The sequence below is a fragment of the Micromonospora sp. NPDC050784 genome (assembly GCF_044456765.1).
Classification (GTDB): domain Bacteria; phylum Actinomycetota; class Actinomycetes; order Mycobacteriales; family Micromonosporaceae; genus Micromonospora; species Micromonospora foliorum.
On record NZ_JBITGG010000034.1, the window covers coordinates 1 to 19,775 of the forward strand.

The 19,775-nt window shown below is 73.4% G+C and carries 17 protein-coding genes; 4 read left to right on the forward strand and 13 right to left on the reverse strand.

Annotated features, from left to right (window positions below; translation table 11 throughout):
- Nucleotides 1-421 (forward strand): GTP-binding protein (locus tag ACIBD9_RS31030; RefSeq protein WP_396722973.1); only part of this gene is annotated, 421 nt, incomplete at its 5' end.
- A 266-nt stretch (nt 422-687) separates the two neighbouring features.
- On the opposite strand, the gene ACIBD9_RS31035 is transcribed toward ACIBD9_RS31030, so the two are convergent.
- Together ACIBD9_RS31035 and ACIBD9_RS31040 are read right to left on the reverse strand one after the other, a co-directional pair.
- On the reverse strand, nt 688-3,153 hold the full coding sequence (locus tag ACIBD9_RS31035; protein ID WP_396723038.1) for a transposase: 2,466 nt from the start codon (nt 3,151-3,153) through the stop codon (nt 688-690).
- 39 nt (nt 3,154-3,192) lie between these two features.
- Nucleotides 3,193-4,152 carry a DNA primase gene (locus ACIBD9_RS31040; protein WP_396722975.1) on the reverse strand — a complete coding sequence of 320 codons (960 nt, stop codon included), beginning with the start codon at nt 4,150-4,152 and terminating at the stop codon, nt 3,193-3,195.
- A 160-nt stretch (nt 4,153-4,312) separates the two neighbouring features.
- Between ACIBD9_RS31040 and ACIBD9_RS31045 the strand changes: the two genes are divergently transcribed.
- Entirely contained in the window at nt 4,313-4,651 is a 339-nt protein-coding gene (locus tag ACIBD9_RS31045; RefSeq protein ID WP_387172350.1) for a PadR family transcriptional regulator, read from the forward strand.
- 21 nt (nt 4,652-4,672) lie between these two features.
- On the opposite strand, the gene ACIBD9_RS31050 is transcribed toward ACIBD9_RS31045, so the two are convergent.
- The 10 genes from ACIBD9_RS31050 to deoC all read right to left on the reverse strand — a co-directional run bounded on the left by ACIBD9_RS31050 (nt 4,673) and on the right by deoC (nt 16,552).
- Complete coding sequence (locus ACIBD9_RS31050; protein WP_396722978.1) at nt 4,673-5,344, reverse strand: permease prefix domain 1-containing protein; 672 nt, start codon at nt 5,342-5,344, stop codon at nt 4,673-4,675.
- 68 nt (nt 5,345-5,412) lie between these two features.
- Entirely contained in the window at nt 5,413-7,203 is a 1,791-nt protein-coding gene (gene cydC, locus ACIBD9_RS31055; RefSeq protein ID WP_396722980.1) for a thiol reductant ABC exporter subunit CydC, read from the reverse strand.
- Nucleotides 7,200-8,876: a thiol reductant ABC exporter subunit CydD gene (cydD, locus tag ACIBD9_RS31060; protein WP_396722982.1), complete on the reverse strand. Its 1,677-nt coding sequence runs from the start codon at nt 8,874-8,876 to the stop codon at nt 7,200-7,202. Before cydD ends, cydC begins: the two co-directional genes overlap by 4 nt.
- Nucleotides 8,873-9,880, reverse strand: coding sequence for a cytochrome d ubiquinol oxidase subunit II (locus ACIBD9_RS31065; RefSeq protein WP_396722984.1), 1,008 nt, complete (start codon nt 9,878-9,880; stop codon nt 8,873-8,875). Before ACIBD9_RS31065 ends, cydD begins: the two co-directional genes overlap by 4 nt.
- Nucleotides 9,881-9,897: 17 nt before the next feature.
- Nucleotides 9,898-11,151, reverse strand: coding sequence for a cytochrome ubiquinol oxidase subunit I (locus ACIBD9_RS31070; protein WP_396722986.1), 1,254 nt, complete (start codon nt 11,149-11,151; stop codon nt 9,898-9,900).
- Between the two features lie 360 nt (nt 11,152-11,511).
- Nucleotides 11,512-12,417 (reverse strand): M56 family metallopeptidase, encoded by a 906-nt coding sequence (locus ACIBD9_RS31075; protein ID WP_396722988.1) that lies wholly within the window; start codon nt 12,415-12,417, stop codon nt 11,512-11,514.
- 10 nt (nt 12,418-12,427) lie between these two features.
- Nucleotides 12,428-12,901 carry a BlaI/MecI/CopY family transcriptional regulator gene (locus ACIBD9_RS31080; RefSeq protein WP_396722989.1) on the reverse strand — a complete coding sequence of 158 codons (474 nt, stop codon included), beginning with the start codon at nt 12,899-12,901 and terminating at the stop codon, nt 12,428-12,430.
- A gap of 368 nt (nt 12,902-13,269) precedes the next feature.
- Nucleotides 13,270-14,094, reverse strand: coding sequence for an aldehyde dehydrogenase family protein (locus tag ACIBD9_RS31085; RefSeq protein WP_387172337.1), 825 nt, complete (start codon nt 14,092-14,094; stop codon nt 13,270-13,272).
- Nucleotides 14,087-15,517, reverse strand: a complete 1,431-nt coding sequence (locus ACIBD9_RS31090; protein WP_396722991.1) for an aldehyde dehydrogenase family protein — start codon at nt 15,515-15,517, stop codon at nt 14,087-14,089. The genes ACIBD9_RS31085 and ACIBD9_RS31090 overlap by 8 nt, the downstream gene beginning before the upstream one ends.
- Before the next feature lie 6 nt (nt 15,518-15,523).
- Nucleotides 15,524-16,552 (reverse strand): deoxyribose-phosphate aldolase, encoded by a 1,029-nt coding sequence (gene deoC, locus ACIBD9_RS31095; RefSeq protein WP_396722993.1) that lies wholly within the window; start codon nt 16,550-16,552, stop codon nt 15,524-15,526.
- Between the two features lie 133 nt (nt 16,553-16,685).
- Between deoC and upp the strand changes: the two genes are divergently transcribed.
- Both upp and ACIBD9_RS31105 read left to right on the forward strand, forming a co-directional pair.
- The gene (gene upp, locus ACIBD9_RS31100; protein ID WP_109819875.1) at nt 16,686-17,318 is read left to right on the forward strand and encodes a uracil phosphoribosyltransferase; all 633 of its coding nucleotides are present in this window, start codon (nt 16,686-16,688) and stop codon (nt 17,316-17,318) included.
- Between the two features lie 72 nt (nt 17,319-17,390).
- Nucleotides 17,391-18,065 carry a GPP34 family phosphoprotein gene (locus ACIBD9_RS31105; RefSeq protein ID WP_396722995.1) on the forward strand — a complete coding sequence of 225 codons (675 nt, stop codon included), beginning with the start codon at nt 17,391-17,393 and terminating at the stop codon, nt 18,063-18,065.
- A gap of 2 nt (nt 18,066-18,067) precedes the next feature.
- On the opposite strand, the gene ACIBD9_RS31110 is transcribed toward ACIBD9_RS31105, so the two are convergent.
- On the reverse strand, nt 18,068-19,735 hold the full coding sequence (locus ACIBD9_RS31110) for a phospho-sugar mutase (protein ID WP_396722997.1): 1,668 nt from the start codon (nt 19,733-19,735) through the stop codon (nt 18,068-18,070).
- Nucleotides 19,736-19,775: the final 40 nt, after the last annotated feature.

Here is a 19,775-nt window from a genome sequence, read left to right on the forward strand (position 1 = left end):
GGTGCCGGGCAAGACGACGACCACGGTGGCCATGGACTTCGGCCGGATCTCGATCGACCGTGACCTGATCCTGTACCTGTTCGGTACGCCGGGTCGGACCCGTTTCTGGTTCATGTGGGACGAACTGGTGCGGGGTGCGATCGGTGCGGTCGTGCTGGTGGACACTCGCCGGCTGGCCGACTGCTTCGCGGCGATCGACTTCTTCGAGCACCGACGCCTGCCGTACCTGGTGGCGATCAACTGCTTCGACGGAATGCAGTACCACGACCCGCAGGACGTCCGGGACGCCTTGGCGATCTCGAGCGACGTGCCGGTGGTGGCCTGCGACGCCCGTAACCGGGAGTCGACGAAGCACGTGCTGATCTCGCTGGTCGAGTACGTGCTGACCATGCGTCGTACGCGCGCCGTCGCCCCGGCCTGATCGCGGCGCTGCACGCCCCGGTGGTGGCTCCGGCCGCCACCGGGCGCTGCCAGCCGCCCCGGTGAGTCGCTCCGCGCCGGTTCGTCGGCCAGACGGGCCGGTGCGCCGCCGAGCCGCCTCCTGAGGTCCTGGACGCTGTCAGCCCCTTCCCGGGGCCACAAGCCCACCCACGGACCTCACGAGGCGGCTTCTGCGTACCCGGGATCCACCTGCTGACGCGAGAGCGCCCCCAGCCGACTGGCTGGGGGCGCTCTCGTGAAGAAGGGTCAGGACTGGTAGCCCGCCGAGCGGTACTCGTACTCCCGGTCGTCGTCGCGGTCCCCGTGGTCGCGGCTGAAGTCCCAGCCGCCGGCCGCCTCACGACCGGGCCGACCACCCACCGCGAAACCGCCGATCTCCTGGCCCCGACGCCAGCCACGGAAGTAGCCGGTCGTGTTCTCCGCGAGGCTCGCCGCATCACGCACTATCCGCAATGGGCGCTCCTCGCGCAGCGGGGAACCCGGCACCAGGTTGGCCTGCGGCACGCGCTTGGGCAACCCGGCGTTGGTCTCGGCGCCCACGGCCGGGCGAGCGGCCTGCTCCGCGGCCTGCCAGCCGGTGTCGGCAGTGGTCGACCAGTCCAGGTCGGACTCCTCGGCCTGCCCGACGAACCAGGCCGACTTGGCCTGCGCGAAGATCAGCAGATCGCCGTCGCCCTCGTCGGCGACCGGCGGCGGACGGTGCTCCATCGGTGGTGGCCGGTGCTCGACCGGGGGTGACGGCCGGTGCTCGGCGGCACGCTCGGTGCGGGCAGCCGCCCGACCGTTGCGAGCGGCCTGCTCCCGGTCGACCAGGCGCAGCGGCGGCGTCTCCAGGTGCTGGTCCGCGGGAGGGTTGAGCCCCTCGCGCAGCGCCCGGTCGGCCAGCGGCGGAGGCTCCACCAGCCGCAGCATGGGTGGCTCCGGTGGCAGGTCGTCCGCCAACCAGGGCGGGGTGACCCGACCGTCGGCCCGACCCGGATCGGTCGGGGCGTCGACACCGCGGCTACCGCCGTACGGGTAGGCCACCGGGTTGTTCGGTGAGCTGTCGGACGGGTCCTCCGGGTTGTTGACCAGCGGCCAGTTGGCCCGGGAGCCGGGCGGTGCGGCCTCCTGCCCGGGCCGGGGGGTCGGCACCGGAATGCTGAGATCGGTGGCGCTGAACCCGCCGGTGGGTGGCTCGTCGACCGGGCGTTGCTGGTGGCTCGGCCGGGGTTCGCCGTTGGTCTTGGGGCGGGGCGGAATGACCGTCCGCTGCCGCTCGGCCCGCGCGTTGTTGATCGCGGCGGTGGTCAGCGTCGGCCGGAACGGCTCACCGGCCTCGGCCGGGGGCACCATGCCCCGCTGTGCCGGCGCGATCGGGGTGATCCCGGGCGGCGGAGGCGGTGGCGAGGAGACCGGCCGGTTGGTCGGGCCGTCGATCCGGCTGGGGAGCGGCTCGCTGCGACTGGGCAGCGTGGACGCCGGCGGACCAGCCATCGCCGCCGGGGTCATCGGCGCGGGTGCGACCGGCGGTGGCGTGACCGGCGCCGGGGCGACCGGTGGTGGCCCGAGCGGGCGGGGCGACGCCAGCGGCGCGTTCCCGGGGACCGGCTCGGGACGGCTGCGCCGCCCGACGGCGGGTGCCGGCTCGCCGGCCGGCGGGGTGGGTCGGACCGACCGCAACCCGGCGTTGGTGCCGGCGAGGCCGGTCAGGCCGGCGTTGGTGCCGGTCAACCCGGCGTTGGTGCCGGCCAGGCCGGTCAGCTCGCCGACGGACTCGCCACGGCGGGCAGCGGCACGGCGGCCGGGCGCCTGGGCAGGCGTGCTGACCCGTGAGCTGAGCGCGCTGACCAGCGCCTCGCACCCGGCGTCGCAGGCCCGTACGGAGGCGACGGCCTGGCGGACCGTCTCGGCCACCGCGGACGTGAGCGCCCGGTTGACCGCGGCGCGTCGGGGTGTCTCGGAGATGGCGACCCGCAGGGCGGTGACCGCCTCGTTGATCTCCTCGGCGTCGGCGACCCCGTCCGCGGCGAGGTGCGCGGCGATGGCATCCGCCGCGACCGACACCTCACGACCCCGGGCCACGGTGCCGCCGAGCATGCCCGGCTCGGGCAGCGCGTCCAGCACGGCCAGGGAGACCGGCTCGGCCGGGTCCGGGTATGCGCGCAGGGCCGCCGGGTAGAGCTCCCGCAGAACCTCGCGCAGCGCCACGGCGGCGGAGTGTCGACCGCTGGCCAGAGCGGCGTGCGCGGAGAGCACCTGCTTGTAGCCGGCGAGGTCCCGGGGTGCCGGCAGGGTGACGGCGGAGAGCGCCCCCGCCTGCAACGCGCGGGCCAGGCCGACCGCCCGTCGTTCGGCCGGAGGCGACTGCATCTCCTCAAGGGAGTCGTCGTCGGCGAACCGCTCGGCGAAGTCGTCCACCGAGTCGTCGTCGGCGATCGCCAGGGGTCGCCCCGCCGCGCTCAGCAGCGAGGTGACCGTGTGGTCGTCGCTGTCGGCGGCGATGGCCGCACCGCTCGGCCCGCCCGACCGCTCCACGAGCAGCGCGACGAGCTGGGCGTAGCCAGCGGCGTCATCGCTGATCTCGCAGACATGCAGCAGACGGCCTGCGTCGTCGACCACAGCGGACGTCAGCGTCGAACCGGCGGAGGCCGGTCGGTCAGCCGGATCCGCCGAGGCCAGACCGCAGTAAACGCGCACGAGCGCCACGGCGTCGTCCTCCTCCCGGGACAGGTCTTTCCTCTGCCAGCAACTGATGCTCCCCGGTACGGGTCAGTCGCGCCAGTCCACCACCGCAGAGATCTTGCCGACAATGGTGCGCCAACCCAAACTCGCGGTCTGCGCTCCGATCTTCTTCAGCCGTCGGCGACCCATGAACGCGCCGATCCCGCCGTTGGCGGTGGCCCGCAGCGCCTCGTCCAGGTCGTCGAGGCTGGAGCCGGCGGAAAGCATGTCGAGTACCGCAGGCAGCCGCAATGCGTACGAGAGGTCACGCGCGGCCTCGCCTGCCTCGATCAGCAGGGTCGAATCCCACGTGTCGTGCCCGCCGCGCAGGTTCTCCACGACGAGGTCGAGCTCGTAGGTGTCCTCGTCGAGCGGAACGATATCTGCCGGCTCCACCCGTTCGGACAATTCATTCCAGCTGTCCAGTTGGGACAGATCGTTTGGCGCACCGGATCGGATGAAACTGACGAGCGACTCGGGGGTCTTGAACAGCAGCAGCTTGCCCTGGTTGCTGAGGAAGACCGGCACCTCCTCGTCGTCCGCCTCGTCCGTGACGGCCTCGTCCGACTCGTCGTCGGTGTCGGCGGCGGCACCGTCGCGGCGGCGGCGCGTCGACTCGTCGTCCTCGTCCTCGGCGGCGAACTCCTCGGCCAGCTCCTCGTCGAGGATGACGACGGTCTCGTCGTCCTCCTCCTCCTCGACCGCCTGGCGGCGGGCCAGGAACGGGTCGTCCTGGTCGCGCTCGGTCACGTCGGTGGGGGTCAGCGAGCTGGCCGGCCGGTACGCCCGGAGCGTGAAGCCGGTGCCGGCGGGCAGCGCGATCTCCACTGGGTCGATGCGCAGCTCGTCCCAGAGCGAACGGTCGATCGACGCCGACGGGCGGTCGGTCTCCTCGGTCTCGTCTGGCTCGGCCGCGCCGGTGGTGTCGTCGAGCTCGGGCTCGTCGGCGTCGGGCCGTTGGGGCGACTGGCGGGCCACGCTGACCTCCGTGTGCTTCGGGTTGCCCACCCGCCGGGGTCTCTGACCGGCGAGTGACTCTGGGCACATACCCTAGTCGGCGGCCCTGGGTGACCGATGCCCGCACCCCGGTGGCCGGTTGGCGCACGGGTCCGACCTGCTGGTCGTCACCGCTGGCGAACCGGCGGTTCGACAAGTAGCGTAGCTACGCATGAAGGCCCAGGCGCTGCACGGCCATCTCGACGCTCTGCTGCTCGCCGTTCTCGAACAGGGCGCGCTGCACGGCTACGCGATCATCGAGGCGCTGCGCGCCCGCAGTGACGGCAATCTGGACCTGCCCACCGGCACCATCTATCCGGCGCTCCGTCGCCTGGAACGCGCCGGCCACGTGGCGAGCACCTGGAGCACGGTCAGCGGCCGGGAACGGCGGACGTACCAGCTCACCGACTCGGGGCGGCGGGCACTGGCCGGGGAGCGCGCGGGTTGGCGCGAGTTCCAGACGACCGTGGGTCGATTCCTCGACCCCGGCAGCCCGCCCACTCCAGCCTGACCCGCTCGGGTCGGGCGCCGATCAGCGGGTGGTGGCCAGCAGCCAGCCACGCGCCGCGCGGGTCAGCGAGAAGTATCCGCCGCCCACCAACACCGCCCCGACGATCATCGGGGGCCAGTGCAGTGCCGCGTCCCAGAGGTTGAGGGACCAGGTGAAGAGGGCGCAGCCGGCCAGCATGGCGAGAGCCAGCAGGCCGGTCAGGCCGGCGCCCACCGCACGCTGCGCCAGGGCCAGGCCCGGCCGGGGCGCCCGCGCGCTCGCCCAGACCACCAGCAGACCGGCCACCGAGAGCAGCAGTGCGCTCATCCAGATCCAGTCGACCGAGTTGGAGAGCAGCAGGTAGCCGGCCGGGGGACGGGGGCCGTTGCTCCAGCTCGCCCCGCGCCAGGTCAGATCGCCGGCGACCACCCCCACCCCGGCGATCGCCAGCATCCGCAGGGAGAGCCCACGCAGGGCGCCCACCGCCAGCTCGGCCTGCCAGGACGGCAGCAGCTGCGACGGCGAGCCGAACTCGACCACCGCCCGGCGCTGCGCCTCGGTGGCTGGCACCCCGATCTCCCGGTACGCCTCGACGGCGTCCAGCAACCCGTGCCGGGCCTCGGTCAGCAGATCGGACTTGAGTCGCGCCGGCCCCTGCAACCGAGCGGCCAGCTCCCGCAGGTGCTCGTCGACCATCACGTCCTCAGCGCGCATGGCACCACCCTGCCACGGACTCCGGCGGGTCGACGTCCGGGAGAACCCTGGTCCGCCCCGGATCCGGGTCAGGGGGCGAGCGCCAGGTAACCCCGTTCGGCCGCGGCCTGGAGCAGCCACTGGTCCCGGTACCAGCCCGGGACGGAGACCAGCTCGGCGTGCCGACCACGCTGGATCACCCGGCCGCCGTCCAGGACCACGATCTCGTCCAGCTCGGCCAGCCCGCTGAGCCGGTGGCTGATCAGCAGCACCGAGTGCCCGGCGGGGGTGGCGGCCAGGGCGGACGCGAGCACCGCGTCCGCGGCGGCCGGGTCCAGCCCTTCGGTGGGCTCGTCGAGCACCAGCAGCGGCGGCGCGGCGAGCAGGGCCCGGGCGAGCGCCAGTCGCTGCCGCTGCCCGCCGGAGAGTTGCCCGCCCTCCTCGCCGACAAGCGTGTCCCAGCCCGCCGGTTGGGCGCGGACCCAGTCCAGCAGGCCGGCGGCGGCGGTGGCGGCGGTCAGCTCCTCCTCGCCCGCCCCGGCCCGCCCGAGCAGCAGGTTCTCCCGCACCGTGGCGTGGAAGACGTACGCCTCGGCCAGCAGCCCGCCGACCGCGCGGGGCAGCGCCTCCTCGGCGTACGTCGAAAGGTCGTGACCGTCCAGCGTGACCCGGCCGGACGCGGGCCGGACGGTGCCGGTCAGCACGGCGGCCAGGGTGCTCTTGCCGGCGCCGCTCGGGCCGACGACCGCGATCCGGCGACCCGCCGGCAGGTCCAGGCTGACCCCGTCCAGGGCGGGCGCGGCGCCGGCCCGGTACCGCACGGTCACGTCGAGGAAGCGCAGCTCGTGTGGGCCGCTCAGGTCCGTGGGACCGGTCGCGGGCGGCGGGGTCGACGGGTCCGCGTCGAGCAGATCGGCCACCCGGGTCAGGCCGGGCCGCAGCTGCGTCCACTGCCGGGCCGCCGTGACCAGCGCCAGCGTCACCTCGACGGCGGCCAGTGCGCCGACGGCCAGGACGCCAACCAGCACCCCCGACACGTCGGCGGCGAGCGCGACCAGCACCACCGCCGCGGCGGTCACGCCGGAGGTCAGCACGCCGGCCGCGTCCACCGCGAACCCGGTGGCGGCCAGCCGCCGTTCCAGCCGGGCCAGCCGGTGGGCGCGCTGCTCGGCGGCGCGCAGCGTGACGTCGGTCGCCCCGAACGCGGCCAGGTCGGCGGCGCCGTGGGTGAGGTCGATCGCGTCGGTGGCCAGGGCGCCCCGCAGGGGGGCCACCTCGGCCGCGCTGCGGCGGGTGACCGCGGTGGCCAGCGCGGGCAGCGCCACCCCGGCAACCAGCAGCCCGACGGCGAGCGCGCCGGCGGCCGGTGGTGAGATCAGCGCCGCCACGGCGACCGCCAGCACACCGACCAGGGCCGCCGCCGAGCCGGGAACCAGCACCCGCAGCAGCAGGTCCTGGACGGCCTCCACGTCGGAGACCAGGCGGCTCAGCACGTCCCCCGAGCGGTGCGCCGTGCCACGGCGGGCCGCCAGGGTGGCGAAGACCCGGGCCCGGACGTCGGTGATCATGCGGAGCACCGCGTCGTGCCCGGCGAGCCGCTCGGTGTAGCGGAACACGCCCCGGCTGATCGCCAGCGCCCGGACCGCGACGATCGCCACGGTGAGGCGGTCCAGCGGAGGCTGGCCGGCGGCGCTCATCAGCAGCCAGGTGGCGGTGGCCATCAGGGCGAGCCCGGCGAACTCGGTGGCAGCCGCCAGCAGCCCGGCTCCGACCAGGCGGCCCAGGTACGGCCGGGCCAGTCGCAGCACGGCCCGCTCGGCGGCGGCCCGCGCGGCCGGTGCCGCGTCGGGCGCCACCGCCGGCCCTTGTTCCGCGGTCATCGGGTGACCTTCCCGGTCGGTTCGGGTGTCAACTCGGTGACCCGACCGTCCTCGATGCGCAGGATCCGGCCGGCGTCGGCGAGCAACGCCGGTCGGTGCGCGACCAGCAGCGCGGTCCGTCCGGCGACCAGGCGACGGGTGGCGTCGAGCACCACCGCCTCGGCCGCCGTGTCGAGTCGGGCGGTGGGTTCGTCGAGAAGCACCACCGGAGCGGCACGCAGGAACGCCCGGGCCAGTGCCACCCGCTGCCGCTGCCCGCTGGACAGCCCGTGACCGCGCTCGCCGAGCAGGGTGTCCAGGCCGTCGGGCAGGCCGGCCACCACGTCGTCCAGGGCGGCGTCGTGCACTGCGGCGGTGAGTGCGTCGGCGGGGGTGTCCGGCGCGCCGAGGCGGATGTTGTCGGCCAGCGAGGCGGCGAAGAGGTGCGCCCGCTGCGGCACCCAGGCGAGCTGCCGGCGCCAGGCGTCCGGGTCGGCGGTGGCGAGGTCGACCCCGCCCACGGTGATCCGGCCGCTGGTCGGCGCCACGAACCCGAGCAGCAGGCCGAGCAGGGTGCTCTTGCCGGCGCCGCTGGGCCCGATGATGGCGATCCGCTCACCGGGCCGGATGGTCAGGGTCACGTCGCGCAGCGCGGTGGTCCGCTCGTACGCCACGGTCACCCCCTCGAACCGGATCTCGGCCCGCGCGTCCGGGGCGGAGGCGCCCTCGGCGGCCCGGGGCGCGGCGGGTGCGGCGGAGACGGTCAACGCCTCGTCCAGCGCGGCCAGCCCCTCCATGCTGGCGTGGAAGCGGCTGCCGGCGGCCCGCAGCGGCAGGTACGCCTCCGGGGTCAGCAACAGCACCAGCAGCGCGGTCTGCAGGGCCAGCCCGCCGCCGAGCAACCGGATGCCGACCGGCACCGCGACCAACGCCACCGAGAGGGTGGCGACCAGCTCCAGCACCAGCGCGGAGAGGAACGCGATCCGCAGCGTCTTCATGGTGGCGACGCGGTGACTGTCGGCCATCCGGCGCACCACGTCGGTCTGTGCCCGGGCCCGCCCGAACGCGCGCAGGGTGGGCAACCCGGCCACCATGTCCAGGAAGTGCCCGCCGAGCAGCGCGAGCCGCCGCCACTGCCGTTCGGTGGCGGCCTGCGCCTGCCAGCCGAGCAGCGCTCCGAAGACCGGGATCAGCGGCAGGGTCAGCGCGATGATCACCGCCGAGCTCCAGTCGGCGAAGACGACCCGGGCCAGCACCGCCAGGGGCACCGTCACGCTGAGCACCAGCTGCGGCAGGTAGCCGGTGAAGTACGCGTCCAGCGCGTCCAACCCGCGCCCGGCCAGGGTGGCGATCTCGCCGGCCCGCTGCCCCGCCACCCAGCCGGGCCCGTGCCGGCCCACCGCCCCGAGCAGGTCGGCCCGCAGCGTGGCCTTGACCGTGGCGGCCACCCGCGCGGAGACCGTGCCCTGCGCCCAGACCAGGGCCGAGCGGGCGGCGACCGCGACCACGAAACCGGCCAGCGCCGGTCGATCCAGCCGGCCGTCGATCGCCTCGGCCAGCAGCGACGCGAGCGCGGTGGCCTGCGCCACGATCAACCCGGCGGCCAGCACCCCCAGGAGCGCGAGCACGGCAAGATCGCCCCGGGCCGTGGGGACCCGGCGCAGCAGACGCGGGTCGAACGGACGGCGGCTCACCAGTACACCGGTGCCCTACCGTCGGTCCGTCCTCGAAAAACCCACCAGCACATCGCCTGGAAGCCTAGTAGGGCCGGAAGTAGCGGCAGCGCCACCCAGCCCAGCAACCGCAGGGTCGGCGCGCTGGCGGCCGCGTCGGCCACCCGCAGCGAGGCGTCCGGGTCGGTCGTGGACACCAGCACGTAGGGCCACAGAGCTGCTCCGACCAGCACCACCGGCAGCGCCAGGGCCGCGCCGGTGGCGACCAGAGCCCACCCCGGCCGCCGCCGTGCCAGCGCCGCGCGGGCCGCCAGCAGCGCCGCCACGAGCAGCACCGGCAGGAGTACGGCCACCGCCGGCCGCTGCACGGCGTCGCGTACCCGGGCGGAGAGCAGGCCCACGACGGTGGCCAGGGCGACCGCGGTGAGCGCCACCGGCACCAGCCGGCGGGCGGTACGGCCGACCACGGCGGCGGCCTCGGCGGAGAGCCGCAGGGCGAGGAAGGTCGCCCCGTGCACCGCGACCAGGGCGACCATGGCCAGCCCGGCGGCGGCCGCGAACGGGGTGGCCAGGTGCGCCACCCCGGCGACGTGCCCGTCGGCCTGGAGGGGCACGCCCTGCAGCAGCGCGGCGAGCAGCGCACCCCAGCCCAGCGCGGCGAGGGCGCTGCCGATCACCACGACGCGGTCCCAGCGGGCGCGACTCCGCTCGTCGGTGGGCCGACTGCGCAGCTGCACCCCGACGGTGACCAGGATGACGCCGACCAGGGCGCCGACGACGGCCGGATAGCAGCCGGCGAGCAACTCGCCCTCCAGGAGGGGGAACGCGCCGAAGAGGATGCCCACGGTGGCCACCAACCAGACCTCGTTGCCGAGGAAGAACGGGCCGAGGGCGGTGAGCGCCTCCCGCCGCCCGGCCGGACCGACGCCGCGGGCGAGCAGCAGCCCGACGCCGTAGTCGTAGCCGGCCAGCACGAGGTAACTGGCGAAGAAGAGGCCGAGCAGGGCGTACCAGGCGAGGTCCACGGTCTACTCCTTGGTGCTCAGATCAGGGCGGGTTCGGGGTGGGCCGGCTCGCTGGGCGGTGCCGGTGGGCGGCCGAGCGCCGGGTCGGAGGCGCCGCGTCTGGCGTGCCGTGCGAGCAGCACCCAGTTGGTGACGGCGAGGGCGCCCAGCAGCAGGCTGAACCCGATCAGCGAGGCGAGCATCAGCGGTGCGCTGACCGGGGAGACGGCCTGCTCGGTGGGGAGCAGCCCGTACGCCACCCAGGGTTGCCGGCCGACCTCCCGGGAGATCCAGCCGAGGATCACCGCGACGAACGGCAGCGGCAGGGCGAGCAGGAGCAGCCAGAGCGGGAAGCGCAGTCGGATGATCCAGTCCCGGAAGAGCAGGGGCAGCAGGAGCCAGACGCAGCCGAGGGTGAAGCCGATCAGGATCATGAAGCCCAGCCCGACGCTGGCCAGCACCGGCGGCGTGTAGTCGCCGGGGCCGAACCGGCTGGTCCACTCGGCGATCAGCGCCTGGCTGTCCGGGCTGTCGCCGCCGAACTTGGTCGGCTGCACCGCGCCGACCGGGCCGAACTGGGCGAAACCGAAGCCCTGCACCATCGTGATGGCCAGCGCCGCGGTGACCAGGCCGATCCGGAGCGAGGTGCGGAAGAGCGCGAAGTCCGGGGTACGCCGGATCAAATGCCCGGCGCTGACCGCCGCCACCAGCATCCCGCCGACCAGCAGCGCCGCCGAGACCACGTGCCCGAAGGCCATGCCGAGGCTGGGGTTGGTGAGCAGCGCGCCGAAGTCGGTGAGGTGGGCGATCCCGTCGCGGACCTCGTAACCGACCGGGTTCTGCAGCCAGGAGTTGGCCACCATGATCCAGAATGCCGAGGCGTACGCGGTGATCGCCACGCCCCAGAGCAACGCGAGGTGGACACCCTTGCCAAGTCGGTGCCAGCCGAAGATCCACATCCCGAGGAACGTGGACTCCAGGAAGAACGCCACAAGCGTCTCGATGGCCAGGGGTGCCCCGAAGACGTTGCCGACGTAGCGCGACAGGCCACTCCAGTTCAGCCCGAACTGGAACTCCATCACGATCCCGGTGGCGATGCCGAGCACGTAGTTGATCACGTAGAGCTGGCCCCAGTAGCGCGTCAGCCGCTCCCACTTCGGGTTGCCGGTGAGCACCCAGGCGGTCTGCATGCCGACCAGCAGGGTGACCAGCCCGAGCGTGACCACCACGAACAGGAAGTGGATCGAGGTCGTGGTGGCGAACTGCAGGCGGGCGAGGAGCAGGGTGTCCATGACGAGCCCTCCCTAGCGTTGGCTCCCTTGTCGTAGCCACCCTACACGTAGCGTTTCTACATGTCTGCCTACTACGTCTTGTCGTAGTTAACACTACTACGCCACGTAGTATCTGGGGAAGATCGCGCTCGATCCTGGATGTAGTGGTCTCGCGCCCCCGGAATGCCCCTCGATCCAGGATCGAGTGCGATCTTGCGAGGGGGCGCGCGGCGCAGGGTGCGGGGCGCCGGGGGTGCGGGCGCGGGTCGTGCGGGCGCGGGGCGAGGTCGCGTGGGTGCGAGGGCGCGGGGTGGGGGCGGGATGCGGCACCGCAGGGGGGCGGCGGCCCTGCCGCGGCGGCTCAGTGGCGCCTTGTGGGTGTCAGCTCAGGAACAGGGTGATCGGGAGGGCGACCAACGTGGTGGCGACCGCGAGCGCGGTGGCACCGAGCACCCGGGGCGGCCGGTCGCTGACCAGTAGGCGCTGCACCCGTACGTCGAGATCCCGGTCGCCCATGCCGAGCGCGCCGGCCGGGGTGATCCGGTGCCCGGCGGCGGCGAAGCGGCGTAGCGCCCCCGCCAGCGGGGCTTCGGCGTGCAGCTCGCGGGCCTTGTCGTCGGCGCGCATCTCGACCAGCAGGGCGACCCGCTCGTGCGCGTCGCGCACCCAGCCGAACCACGGCAGCGCCCGGCACAGCGCGGTGAACGGCAGCAGCACCAGATCGTGCCGCTCGTGGGCGTGCGCACGCTCGTGGCTGAGTACCGCGGCCAGCTCGGCCCGGTCCAGCAGGCTCAGAGTGCCGGCGCTGACCACCACCTGCGGCTTCACGCCCGGCAGGCAGTACGCGGCGGCGCTCGGATGATCCAGTACCAGCGCGCCCGGCGCGGCCGGGTCGTTCCGGGCGACCAGGGAGAGCAGGTCCCGGTGGCGGCGTTGGGCCCGGACGGTGCCGTGGATGCTGCGCACCGTCGTGGTGACCAGCACCGCCCCGATGCCGAAGCCCACGCCGACGCCGGCCAGGTGGAACGTGCCCACCCCGACCGGCAGGGCGCCGTGGGCGAGGTCGTTGGCCAGTGCGATCAGTGCGCTACCGGTCGGCCGACCGTACGCGCTCAACCCGAGCGCCATCGGCAGGCCCATCGCCGAGAGGCCCAACGCCAGCCCGACGGCCTGCCAGCAGACGATCGCCACCCGGGGGCTGCGCCACGTCCAGGTGGAACGGGCCAACACCTGGGCGGTCAGATAGCAGGCCAGCATCGTGGCGGCGAAGTGCACGGCGTAGGCCATGGTGTGCGCCCTACCGCTCCGCTGCCTCGCCGGCGGTTCGTCGGCCCGCCGGCCCGTCCACCCGATCGGTCAGGGTGTCGGCCCCGCCCGCGTCGCCACCGGTGGAGCCCGGCCCGGTCAGGCCGGCCTCGCTGCCGAGAGCCGCCCGCAGCACCTCGGCCTCGGTGCCGGTCACCGAGCGGGCGAACCGCACCAGCGCGGCGTCTCGGCTGCCACCCAGGTCGAGGGCGTCGAGCATGAGCTGGGCGATGTGCGCTTCGCGGCTGGCCGCCGGCCGGTACCGCCAGGCCCGACCCTCCCGCTCCCGTTGCACCATGCCCTTGCCGGCGAGCCGGTCCAGCACGGTCATCACCGTGGTGTACGCCAGCTCACGGCCGTCGAGCGCGTCGGCCACCTCGCGCACGGTCACTCCGTCCGACGTGCCGGGAACCACGTCCCACAGCACGTCCATCACCGCACGCTCAAGATCGCCCAACCGAGTCACACCGTAATCCTACCCCCGGTAGTAGACCCCCCACCCACCCAGCCGTCCCCACCCCACCGTCGCCACCCTCCCCAGCGCTGATCATAAGGTTGACCGGGCTGAGCGAGATCAAACACCCCGCCAACCCCATGATCATCAACCGAGTTCGGTGGCGCGGTACAAGATCCGGACAAGAACAGGGATGTTGCTGCCTCCGAGGCGCTGGAGGCAGCAACATCCCTGAAGTTGCGCAAATCTTGACCGCGCCGCCGACGGCGAACCCGGCCCACGTCAGGGTTTTCCGGGGGAGCCCGACCACGCAGGGATCAAGCCTGACCGCCCGGAGTGGGCGGGCTCCCCCGGAAAACCCAAAGGCCGAGCAAAGACGATCACACCCCCTTGGGGTGCCACACCGTCTTCGTCTCCAGCAGCGCCGTCATCCGATCCAGGCCCGGGTCGACCGACCAGTCGTGGTCGGCCGGGGCCGGTCGGAGTACCCGCTTGAGGTTCTCCGCCGCCTTGACCTCCAGGTCGGTGGCGAGCGCGGCGTCGGTGACCCCGGTCAGGTCGATCGCGTTGACGTCCATGTGCGCGGCCAACGTCGGGGCGGTCTCGGTGATCGCGCCGGTGAGGATGTTGACCACGCCGCCGGGCAGGTCGGAGGTGGCCAGCACCTCGGCCAGCGTCACCGCCGCCAGCGGCTCACTCGGGGAGGCCGCCACCACCACGGTGTTGCCGGTGACGATCGCCGGGGCGATCACGCTGACCAGGCCGAGCAGCGCGGGACGCTCCGGGGCGACCACGGCGACCACGCCGGTCGGCTCGGGCGCGGAGATGTTGAAGTACGGGCCGGCGACCGGGTTGGCGCCGCCGTACACCTGGGCGACCTTGTCGGCCCAGCCGGCGTACCAGACCCAGCGGTCGACCGCGGCGTCCACCTCGTCGCCGGGGATGCCCAGGGCGACGAACTGCTCCCGGCGGCCCTCCAGCATCTCGGCGGCCCGGTAGAGGATCTGACCCCGGTTGTACGCGGTCGCGCCGGCCCAGCCCTTGACGGCGGCGCGGGCGGCGACCACCGCGTCCCGGGCGTCCTTGCGGGAGGCCAGTGACACATTCGAGGACTGCACGAGATACGACCGTCCCGACTCGCTGCGCGGGAACTTCCCGCCGATGAAGAGCTTGTACGTCTTGCGTACCGCGACCCGCTCAGACATTGAGGTAGCCCTCCAGCCCGTGCCGGCCGCCCTCGCGACCGTAGCCCGACTCCTTGTACCCACCGAACGGCGAGGTGGGGTCGAACTTGTTGAAGGTGTTGGCCCAGACGACGCCGGCGCGCAGCCGGTCGGCCATCCACAGGATCCGGGAGCCCTTGTCGGTCCAGATCCCGGCCGACAGCCCGTACGGCGTGTTGTTGGCCTTTTCCACGGCCTCGGCCGGGGTGCGGAAGGTGAGCACCGACAGCACCGGGCCGAAGATCTCCTCGCGGGCGATGCGGTGTGCCTGGGTGACGCCTGTGAAGATGGTCGGCGCGAACCAGAAGCCCCGGTCGGGCAGGTCGCACGGCGGTGACCAGCGCTCGGCGCCCTCGGCGGAGCCGGCGTCGGACAGCTCGCGGATCCGCTCCAGTTGGGCGGCCGAGTTGATCGCGCCGACGTCGGTGTTCTTGTCCAGTGGGTCGCCGACCCGCAGTTGGGCCATGCGTCGCTTCAGCGACTCCAGCACGCGGTCGGCCACGTTCTCCTGGACCAGCAGTCGGGAGCCGGCGCAGCAGACGTGCCCCTGGTTGAAGAAGATGCCGTTGACGATGCCCTCGACGGCCTGGTCGATGGGCGCGTCGTCGAAGACGATGTTGGCGGCCTTGCCGCCGAGCTCCAGGGTGAGCTTCTTGCGGGTGCCGGCGACCGACCGGGCGATGGCCCGGCCCACATCGGTGGAGCCGGTGAAGGCGACCTTGTTGACATCCGGGTGCTCGACCAGCGCCCGGCCGGTGTCGCCGGCGCCGGTGAGGATGTTGACCACACCGGCCGGCAGCTCGGCCTGCTGGCAGATCTCGGCGAAGAGCAGCGCGGTCAGTGGGGTGGTCTCGGCCGGCTTCAGCACCACCGTGTTGCCCGCGGCGAGCGCCGGGGCGATCTTCCAGGCCAGCATGAGCAGCGGGAAGTTCCACGGAATGACCTGCGCGGCCACGCCGATGGGGCGCGGGTTCGCGCCGAAGCCAGCGTGTTCCAGCTTGTCGGCCCAGCCCGCGTAGTAGAAGAAGTGCGCGGCGACCAGCGGCAGGTCGACGTCGCGGCTCTCCCGGATCGGCTTGCCGTTGTCAAGCGATTCCAGGACGGCCAGCTCGCGGGAGCGCTCCTGGATGAGCCGGGCGATCCGGTACAGGTACTTCGCCCGGTCCCGGCCCGGCATCGGACCCCAGACCTTGTCGTACGCCTTCCGGGCGGCACGCACGGCGCGTTCCACGTCCTGGGCACCGGCCTCGGCGATCTCGGCCAGCACCTCCTCGGAGGCGGGGTTGATCGACTTGAAGCTGCCACCGTCGGTCGGGTCGACGAACGTACCGTCGATGAACAGCCCGTACGAGGGTTTGAGGTCCACCACCGAGCGGGACTCGGGGGCGGGGGCGTATTCGAACATCGGCTATCAGTCCAGGGTGAAGTAGTCGGGACCGGAGTAGGTGCCGGTCGTCAGCTTGGTGCGCTGCATCAGCAGGTCGTTGAGCAGGCTGGACGCGCCGAAGCGGAACCAGTCCGGGTCGAGCCAGTCCGGGCCGACGGTCTCGTTGACCATCACCAGGTACTTGATCGCGTCCTTGGTGGTCTTGATGCCACCGGCGGGCTTCACGCCCACCTGCCGCCCGGTCGCCTCGCGGAAGTCGCGGACCGCTTCCAGCATCACCAGGCTCACCGGCATCGTCGCCGCGATCGGGACCTTGCCGGTGGAGGTCTTGATGAAGTCGCCGCCGGCCAGCATGGCCAGCCAGGAGGCCCGCCGGACGTTGTCGTAGGTGGCCAGCTCGCCGGTCTCCAGGATCACCTTGAGGTGGGCGTCCCCGGAGGCTTCCTTGGTGGCCACGATCTCGTCGTAGACCTCCTTGTACCGCCCGGCCAGGAACGCACCCCGGTTGATCACCATGTCGATCTCGTCGGCGCCGGCCGCGACGGCGGCCCGGGTGTCGGCCAGTTTGATCTCCAACGGTGCCTGACCCGACGGGAACGCGGTCGCCACGCTGGCCAGGTGCACAATGCCAAGTCCGGCCGGCGCGGCGCCGCCCGCATGTCCCGGTTCGCCGGATGGGCGCCCGGACCCGGCACCACTTCCGCGCAGCACCTCGGCCACGTACGGGACCATCGCCGGGTAGACGCAGACCGCGCCGACGTGCGGGCAGGACGGGTCGGCCGGGTCCGGGCGTAGGGCCTTCGCGGCGAGCGCGCGCACCTTGCCCGGGGTGTCCGCCCCTTCCAGGGTGGTCAGGTCGACCATCCGGATCGCCAGGTCGATCGCCTGGGCCTTGGCGGTGGTCTTGATGGAGCGGGTGCCGAGCTGTGCCGCCCGCTGCTCCGCGCCGACCTGGTCCACGCCGGGCAGGCCGTGCAGGAAGGTCCGCAGAGCGGTCTCGGATCGTCCCAGCTCGGAGAGCTCCGACCGGGCCGACGTCGTTGTCGCCGTCATGCCGAGAAGTCTACGCACGGGACCGCCGAGTGATCTTGCTCACGAGCGCTCGGTGACGCTCCGACGTGAGCGGCGTCCCTGGTCCGACCGCACCCGCACCACCGCGCGCTACGGACCGGTAGGTTGAGCGATCGTGGACGTACACGTCATTGACCACCCGCTGGCCCAGTCCAGGTTGACCGCCATGCGGGACGCGCGCACCGATTCCTCGACGTTCCGGGCGGCGCTGCACGAACTGACCACCATGCTGGTGTACGAGGCGGCGCGCTCCTTCCCCGTCGAGCGGTACCCGGTGCAGACGCCGGTCACCGGCACCGAGGGCACCCGGCTGGCCAACCCGCCGCTGCTGGTCCCGGTGCTGCGCGCCGGGCTGGGCATGGCGGACGCCGCGCTGGGCCTGCTGCCCGAGTCCTCGATGGGGTTCGTGGGCCTGGCCCGCGACGAGGCGACCTACGAGCCTCGCGCCTACATGGAGTCGCTGCCGCGTGACCTGGCCGGGCTGCCGGTGCTGGTGCTCGACCCGATGCTGGCCACCGGCGGGTCGCTGGAGCACTGCTGCCAGCTGCTGGCCGACCGCGGCTGCACCGACATCACCGTGCTCTGTGTGCTCGCCGCCCCGGTCGGCATCGAGCGGCTGGAACGCTCCGGCCTGCCTTTGCGCCTGGTCACGGCCTCGATCGACGAGGGGCTCAACGACCGCATGTTCATCGTCCCCGGGCTCGGCGACGCCGGTGACCGCCAGTTCGGTGGCATGCCCCGCTTCTGAGGCGATACCCGGTCGGTGCCGGGTCCGGCGGGTCCGTGCGCGAGGTGCGCGGACCCGCTAGCGTCTGCGGCCATGACTGTTGCGCTCGCCGAGGAGTTGCTGCTCCTCGCCTACGACGACACGACCGGCAAGGCGACCATGCCGCGGATCAGCCTGGACCTGGGCATGGCCGCCGCGGTGCTGGTCGAGCTGGCCCTGGCCGGCCGGATCGCGTACGCCGACGGATCCCTGACGGTGATCGACCCGACGCCGACCGGCGAGCCGTTCACCGACGACGTCCTCAGCCGGATCGCCGCGGACACTCCGCACACCCCGGCGTCCTGGGTGCAGCGTCTGCGGCACGGCCTGCGCGACCGGATCCTCGCCGACCTGTGCCGGCAGGGCGTCGTCCGGGACATCGACGAGACCGAGCTGGGCTTCATCCACGTGCACCGTTACCCGGTCGTGGACACCTCAGTCGAGGCGGAGACCCGGCAGCGGCTGGCCGAGGCACTGACCGGCGCGGCAGCCCCCGACGAGCGGACCGCAGCGCTGGCCACCCTGGTCGTGGTGCTCCGGATGGAGTCCGCGCTCGGGGTGAGCGGCGAGGCCGCCGCCGACGCCCGCCGCCGGTTGACGGAGATCGCCACCGGCGCCGGGTTCTCCGGCGAGGTGAGCACCGACGACTCGGTGGTCCGCCCGTCGGTCGGCCTGGTCGTCGCCGCCCTGGCCAGGGCCGTCGACCAGGCCCTCGGGCCGCGCCGCTGACGTCAGATGCCGAGGGCAGCGCTGACCTCGGCGCGCAGCGCGGCGACGGCCGACGCCGCCCTGCTGCGGGCCGTCTGGACGTCACCGTCCGCGACCGGTTCCACCACCTCGAGGTACGCCTTGAGCTTCGGCTCGGTCCCGGACGGGCGGATCACCACCCGGGCGACCGCGGTACGCAGGATCACCACGTCCGACTCGGGCAGCAGGTCCCGGACGCTGTCCACCGGCTGCCCGAGCAGGGTGGCCGGAGTGACCGCCCGGATCCGGGCCATCGCGTCGGCGATGACCCGCAGGTCGTCCACCCGGACGGAGAGCTGGTCGGTGTGGTGCACGCCGAACTCGGCGGCCAGATCGTCCAGCCGGTCGGTCAACGTACGACCCTGCGACTTCAGGCCGGCGGCCAGCTCCGCCACGGTCAGCGCGGCGGTGATGCCGTCCTTGTCCCGGACGTGTTCCGGGGCGACGCAGTAGCCCAGCGCCTCCTCGTAGCCGAAGACCAGCGGCGCGCTCCCGCCGCCGGCCCGCACGATCCACTTGAAGCCGGTCAGCGTCTCGTCGTAGGGCAGGCCCCGGGCCGCGCACATCGCCCGCAGGAGTGACGACGACACGATGGTGGTGGCGTAGAGCCCGGTCACCCCCCGACGCATCAGGTGGTCGGCGAGCAGGACACCCACCTCGTCGCCGCGCAGCATCCGCCAGCCGTCGCGGTCGTCCCGGACGACCACCGCGCAACGGTCGGCGTCCGGGTCGTTGGCGATGGCGAGGTCCGCGCCTGTGGAGTCGGCCAGGGCGATCAGCCGGTCCACCGCACCCGGCTCCTCCGGGTTGGGGAACGACACGGTGGGGAACGCCGGGTCCGGCTCGGCCTGGTCCGGCACCACCCCGGGGGTCGGGAAACCAGCGCGGGCGAAGGCGGCGGTGAGCACCGCCGCGCCCACCCCGTGCAGCGGGGTGTACGCCACCGTCAGGTCCCGTGGCCCGTCCGGGTCGATCACCGCGGTGGCCCGTTCGACGTATGAGGCGACGAGGTCGTCGCCGAGGACCTGACCGGGCTCGCCCAGCGGCACCTGGGTCAGCGGCCCGACCGACCGGATGGCCGCCTCGATGCCGGCGTCGGCGGGGGGCACGATCTGCGCGCCAGCGCCCAACTCGCCACCCAGCTCGGCGCCCAGGTAGACCTTGTAGCCGTTGTCCTGTGGCGGGTTGTGGCTGGCCGTGACCATCACTCCGGCCACACCGCCGAGGTGCCGCACGGCGTACGCCAGCACCGGGGTGGGCAGTGGGCGGGGCAGCAGCAGCGCCGGACGACCAGCGCCGGTGGCCACCTGGGCGGTGCGCTCGGCGAACTGCCGGGAGCCGTGCCGGGCGTCGTACCCGATCACCAGCGGGCCGGTGCCACCCTGGGCCGCGAGCCAGGTGACCAGGCCGGCAGCGGCCTGGGTGACCACGGCGAGGTTCATGCCGTTCGGGCCGGCGCGCAGCGGGCCGCGGAGGCCCGCCGTGCCGAAGGTCAGCGGGCCGGCGAACCGGTCGGCCAGCTCCGGGGCGCTCGCCGGCAGCCGGTCGAGCACCGCCGTCAGCTCGTCCCGGCTGGCCGGGTCGGGGTCGTCGGCCAACCAGCGCCGGGCTTGCTCGCGAATGTCGTCGATGTCAGTGGTGTCCGCCGCCATGCCCCTTGATAGCACGGCGACGGATCACCCCTGTGGGTTC

Bases quoted from the DNA above. Each gene is read 5' to 3' on its own strand.
- ACIBD9_RS31085 (WP_387172337.1), bottom strand. From the start codon at position 14,094: ATGTCTGAGCGGGTCGCGGTACGCAAGACGTACAAGCTCTTCATCGGC.
- ACIBD9_RS31075 (WP_396722988.1), bottom strand. From the start codon at position 12,417: ATGGCCTACGCCGTGCACTTCGCCGCCACGATGCTGGCCTGCTATCTG.
- ACIBD9_RS31045 (WP_387172350.1), top strand. From the start codon at position 4,313: ATGAAGGCCCAGGCGCTGCACGGCCATCTCGACGCTCTGCTGCTCGCC.
- ACIBD9_RS31105 (WP_396722995.1), top strand. From the start codon at position 17,391: ATGACTGTTGCGCTCGCCGAGGAGTTGCTGCTCCTCGCCTACGACGAC.
- ACIBD9_RS31110 (WP_396722997.1), bottom strand. From the start codon at position 19,735: ATGGCGGCGGACACCACTGACATCGACGACATTCGCGAGCAAGCCCGG.
- ACIBD9_RS31050 (WP_396722978.1), bottom strand. From the start codon at position 5,344: ATGCGCGCTGAGGACGTGATGGTCGACGAGCACCTGCGGGAGCTGGCC.
- deoC (WP_396722993.1), bottom strand. From the start codon at position 16,552: ATGACGGCGACAACGACGTCGGCCCGGTCGGAGCTCTCCGAGCTGGGA.
- ACIBD9_RS31070 (WP_396722986.1), bottom strand. From the start codon at position 11,151: ATGGACACCCTGCTCCTCGCCCGCCTGCAGTTCGCCACCACGACCTCG.
- cydC (WP_396722980.1), bottom strand. From the start codon at position 7,203: ATGACCGCGGAACAAGGGCCGGCGGTGGCGCCCGACGCGGCACCGGCC.
- ACIBD9_RS31090 (WP_396722991.1), bottom strand. From the start codon at position 15,517: ATGTTCGAATACGCCCCCGCCCCCGAGTCCCGCTCGGTGGTGGACCTC.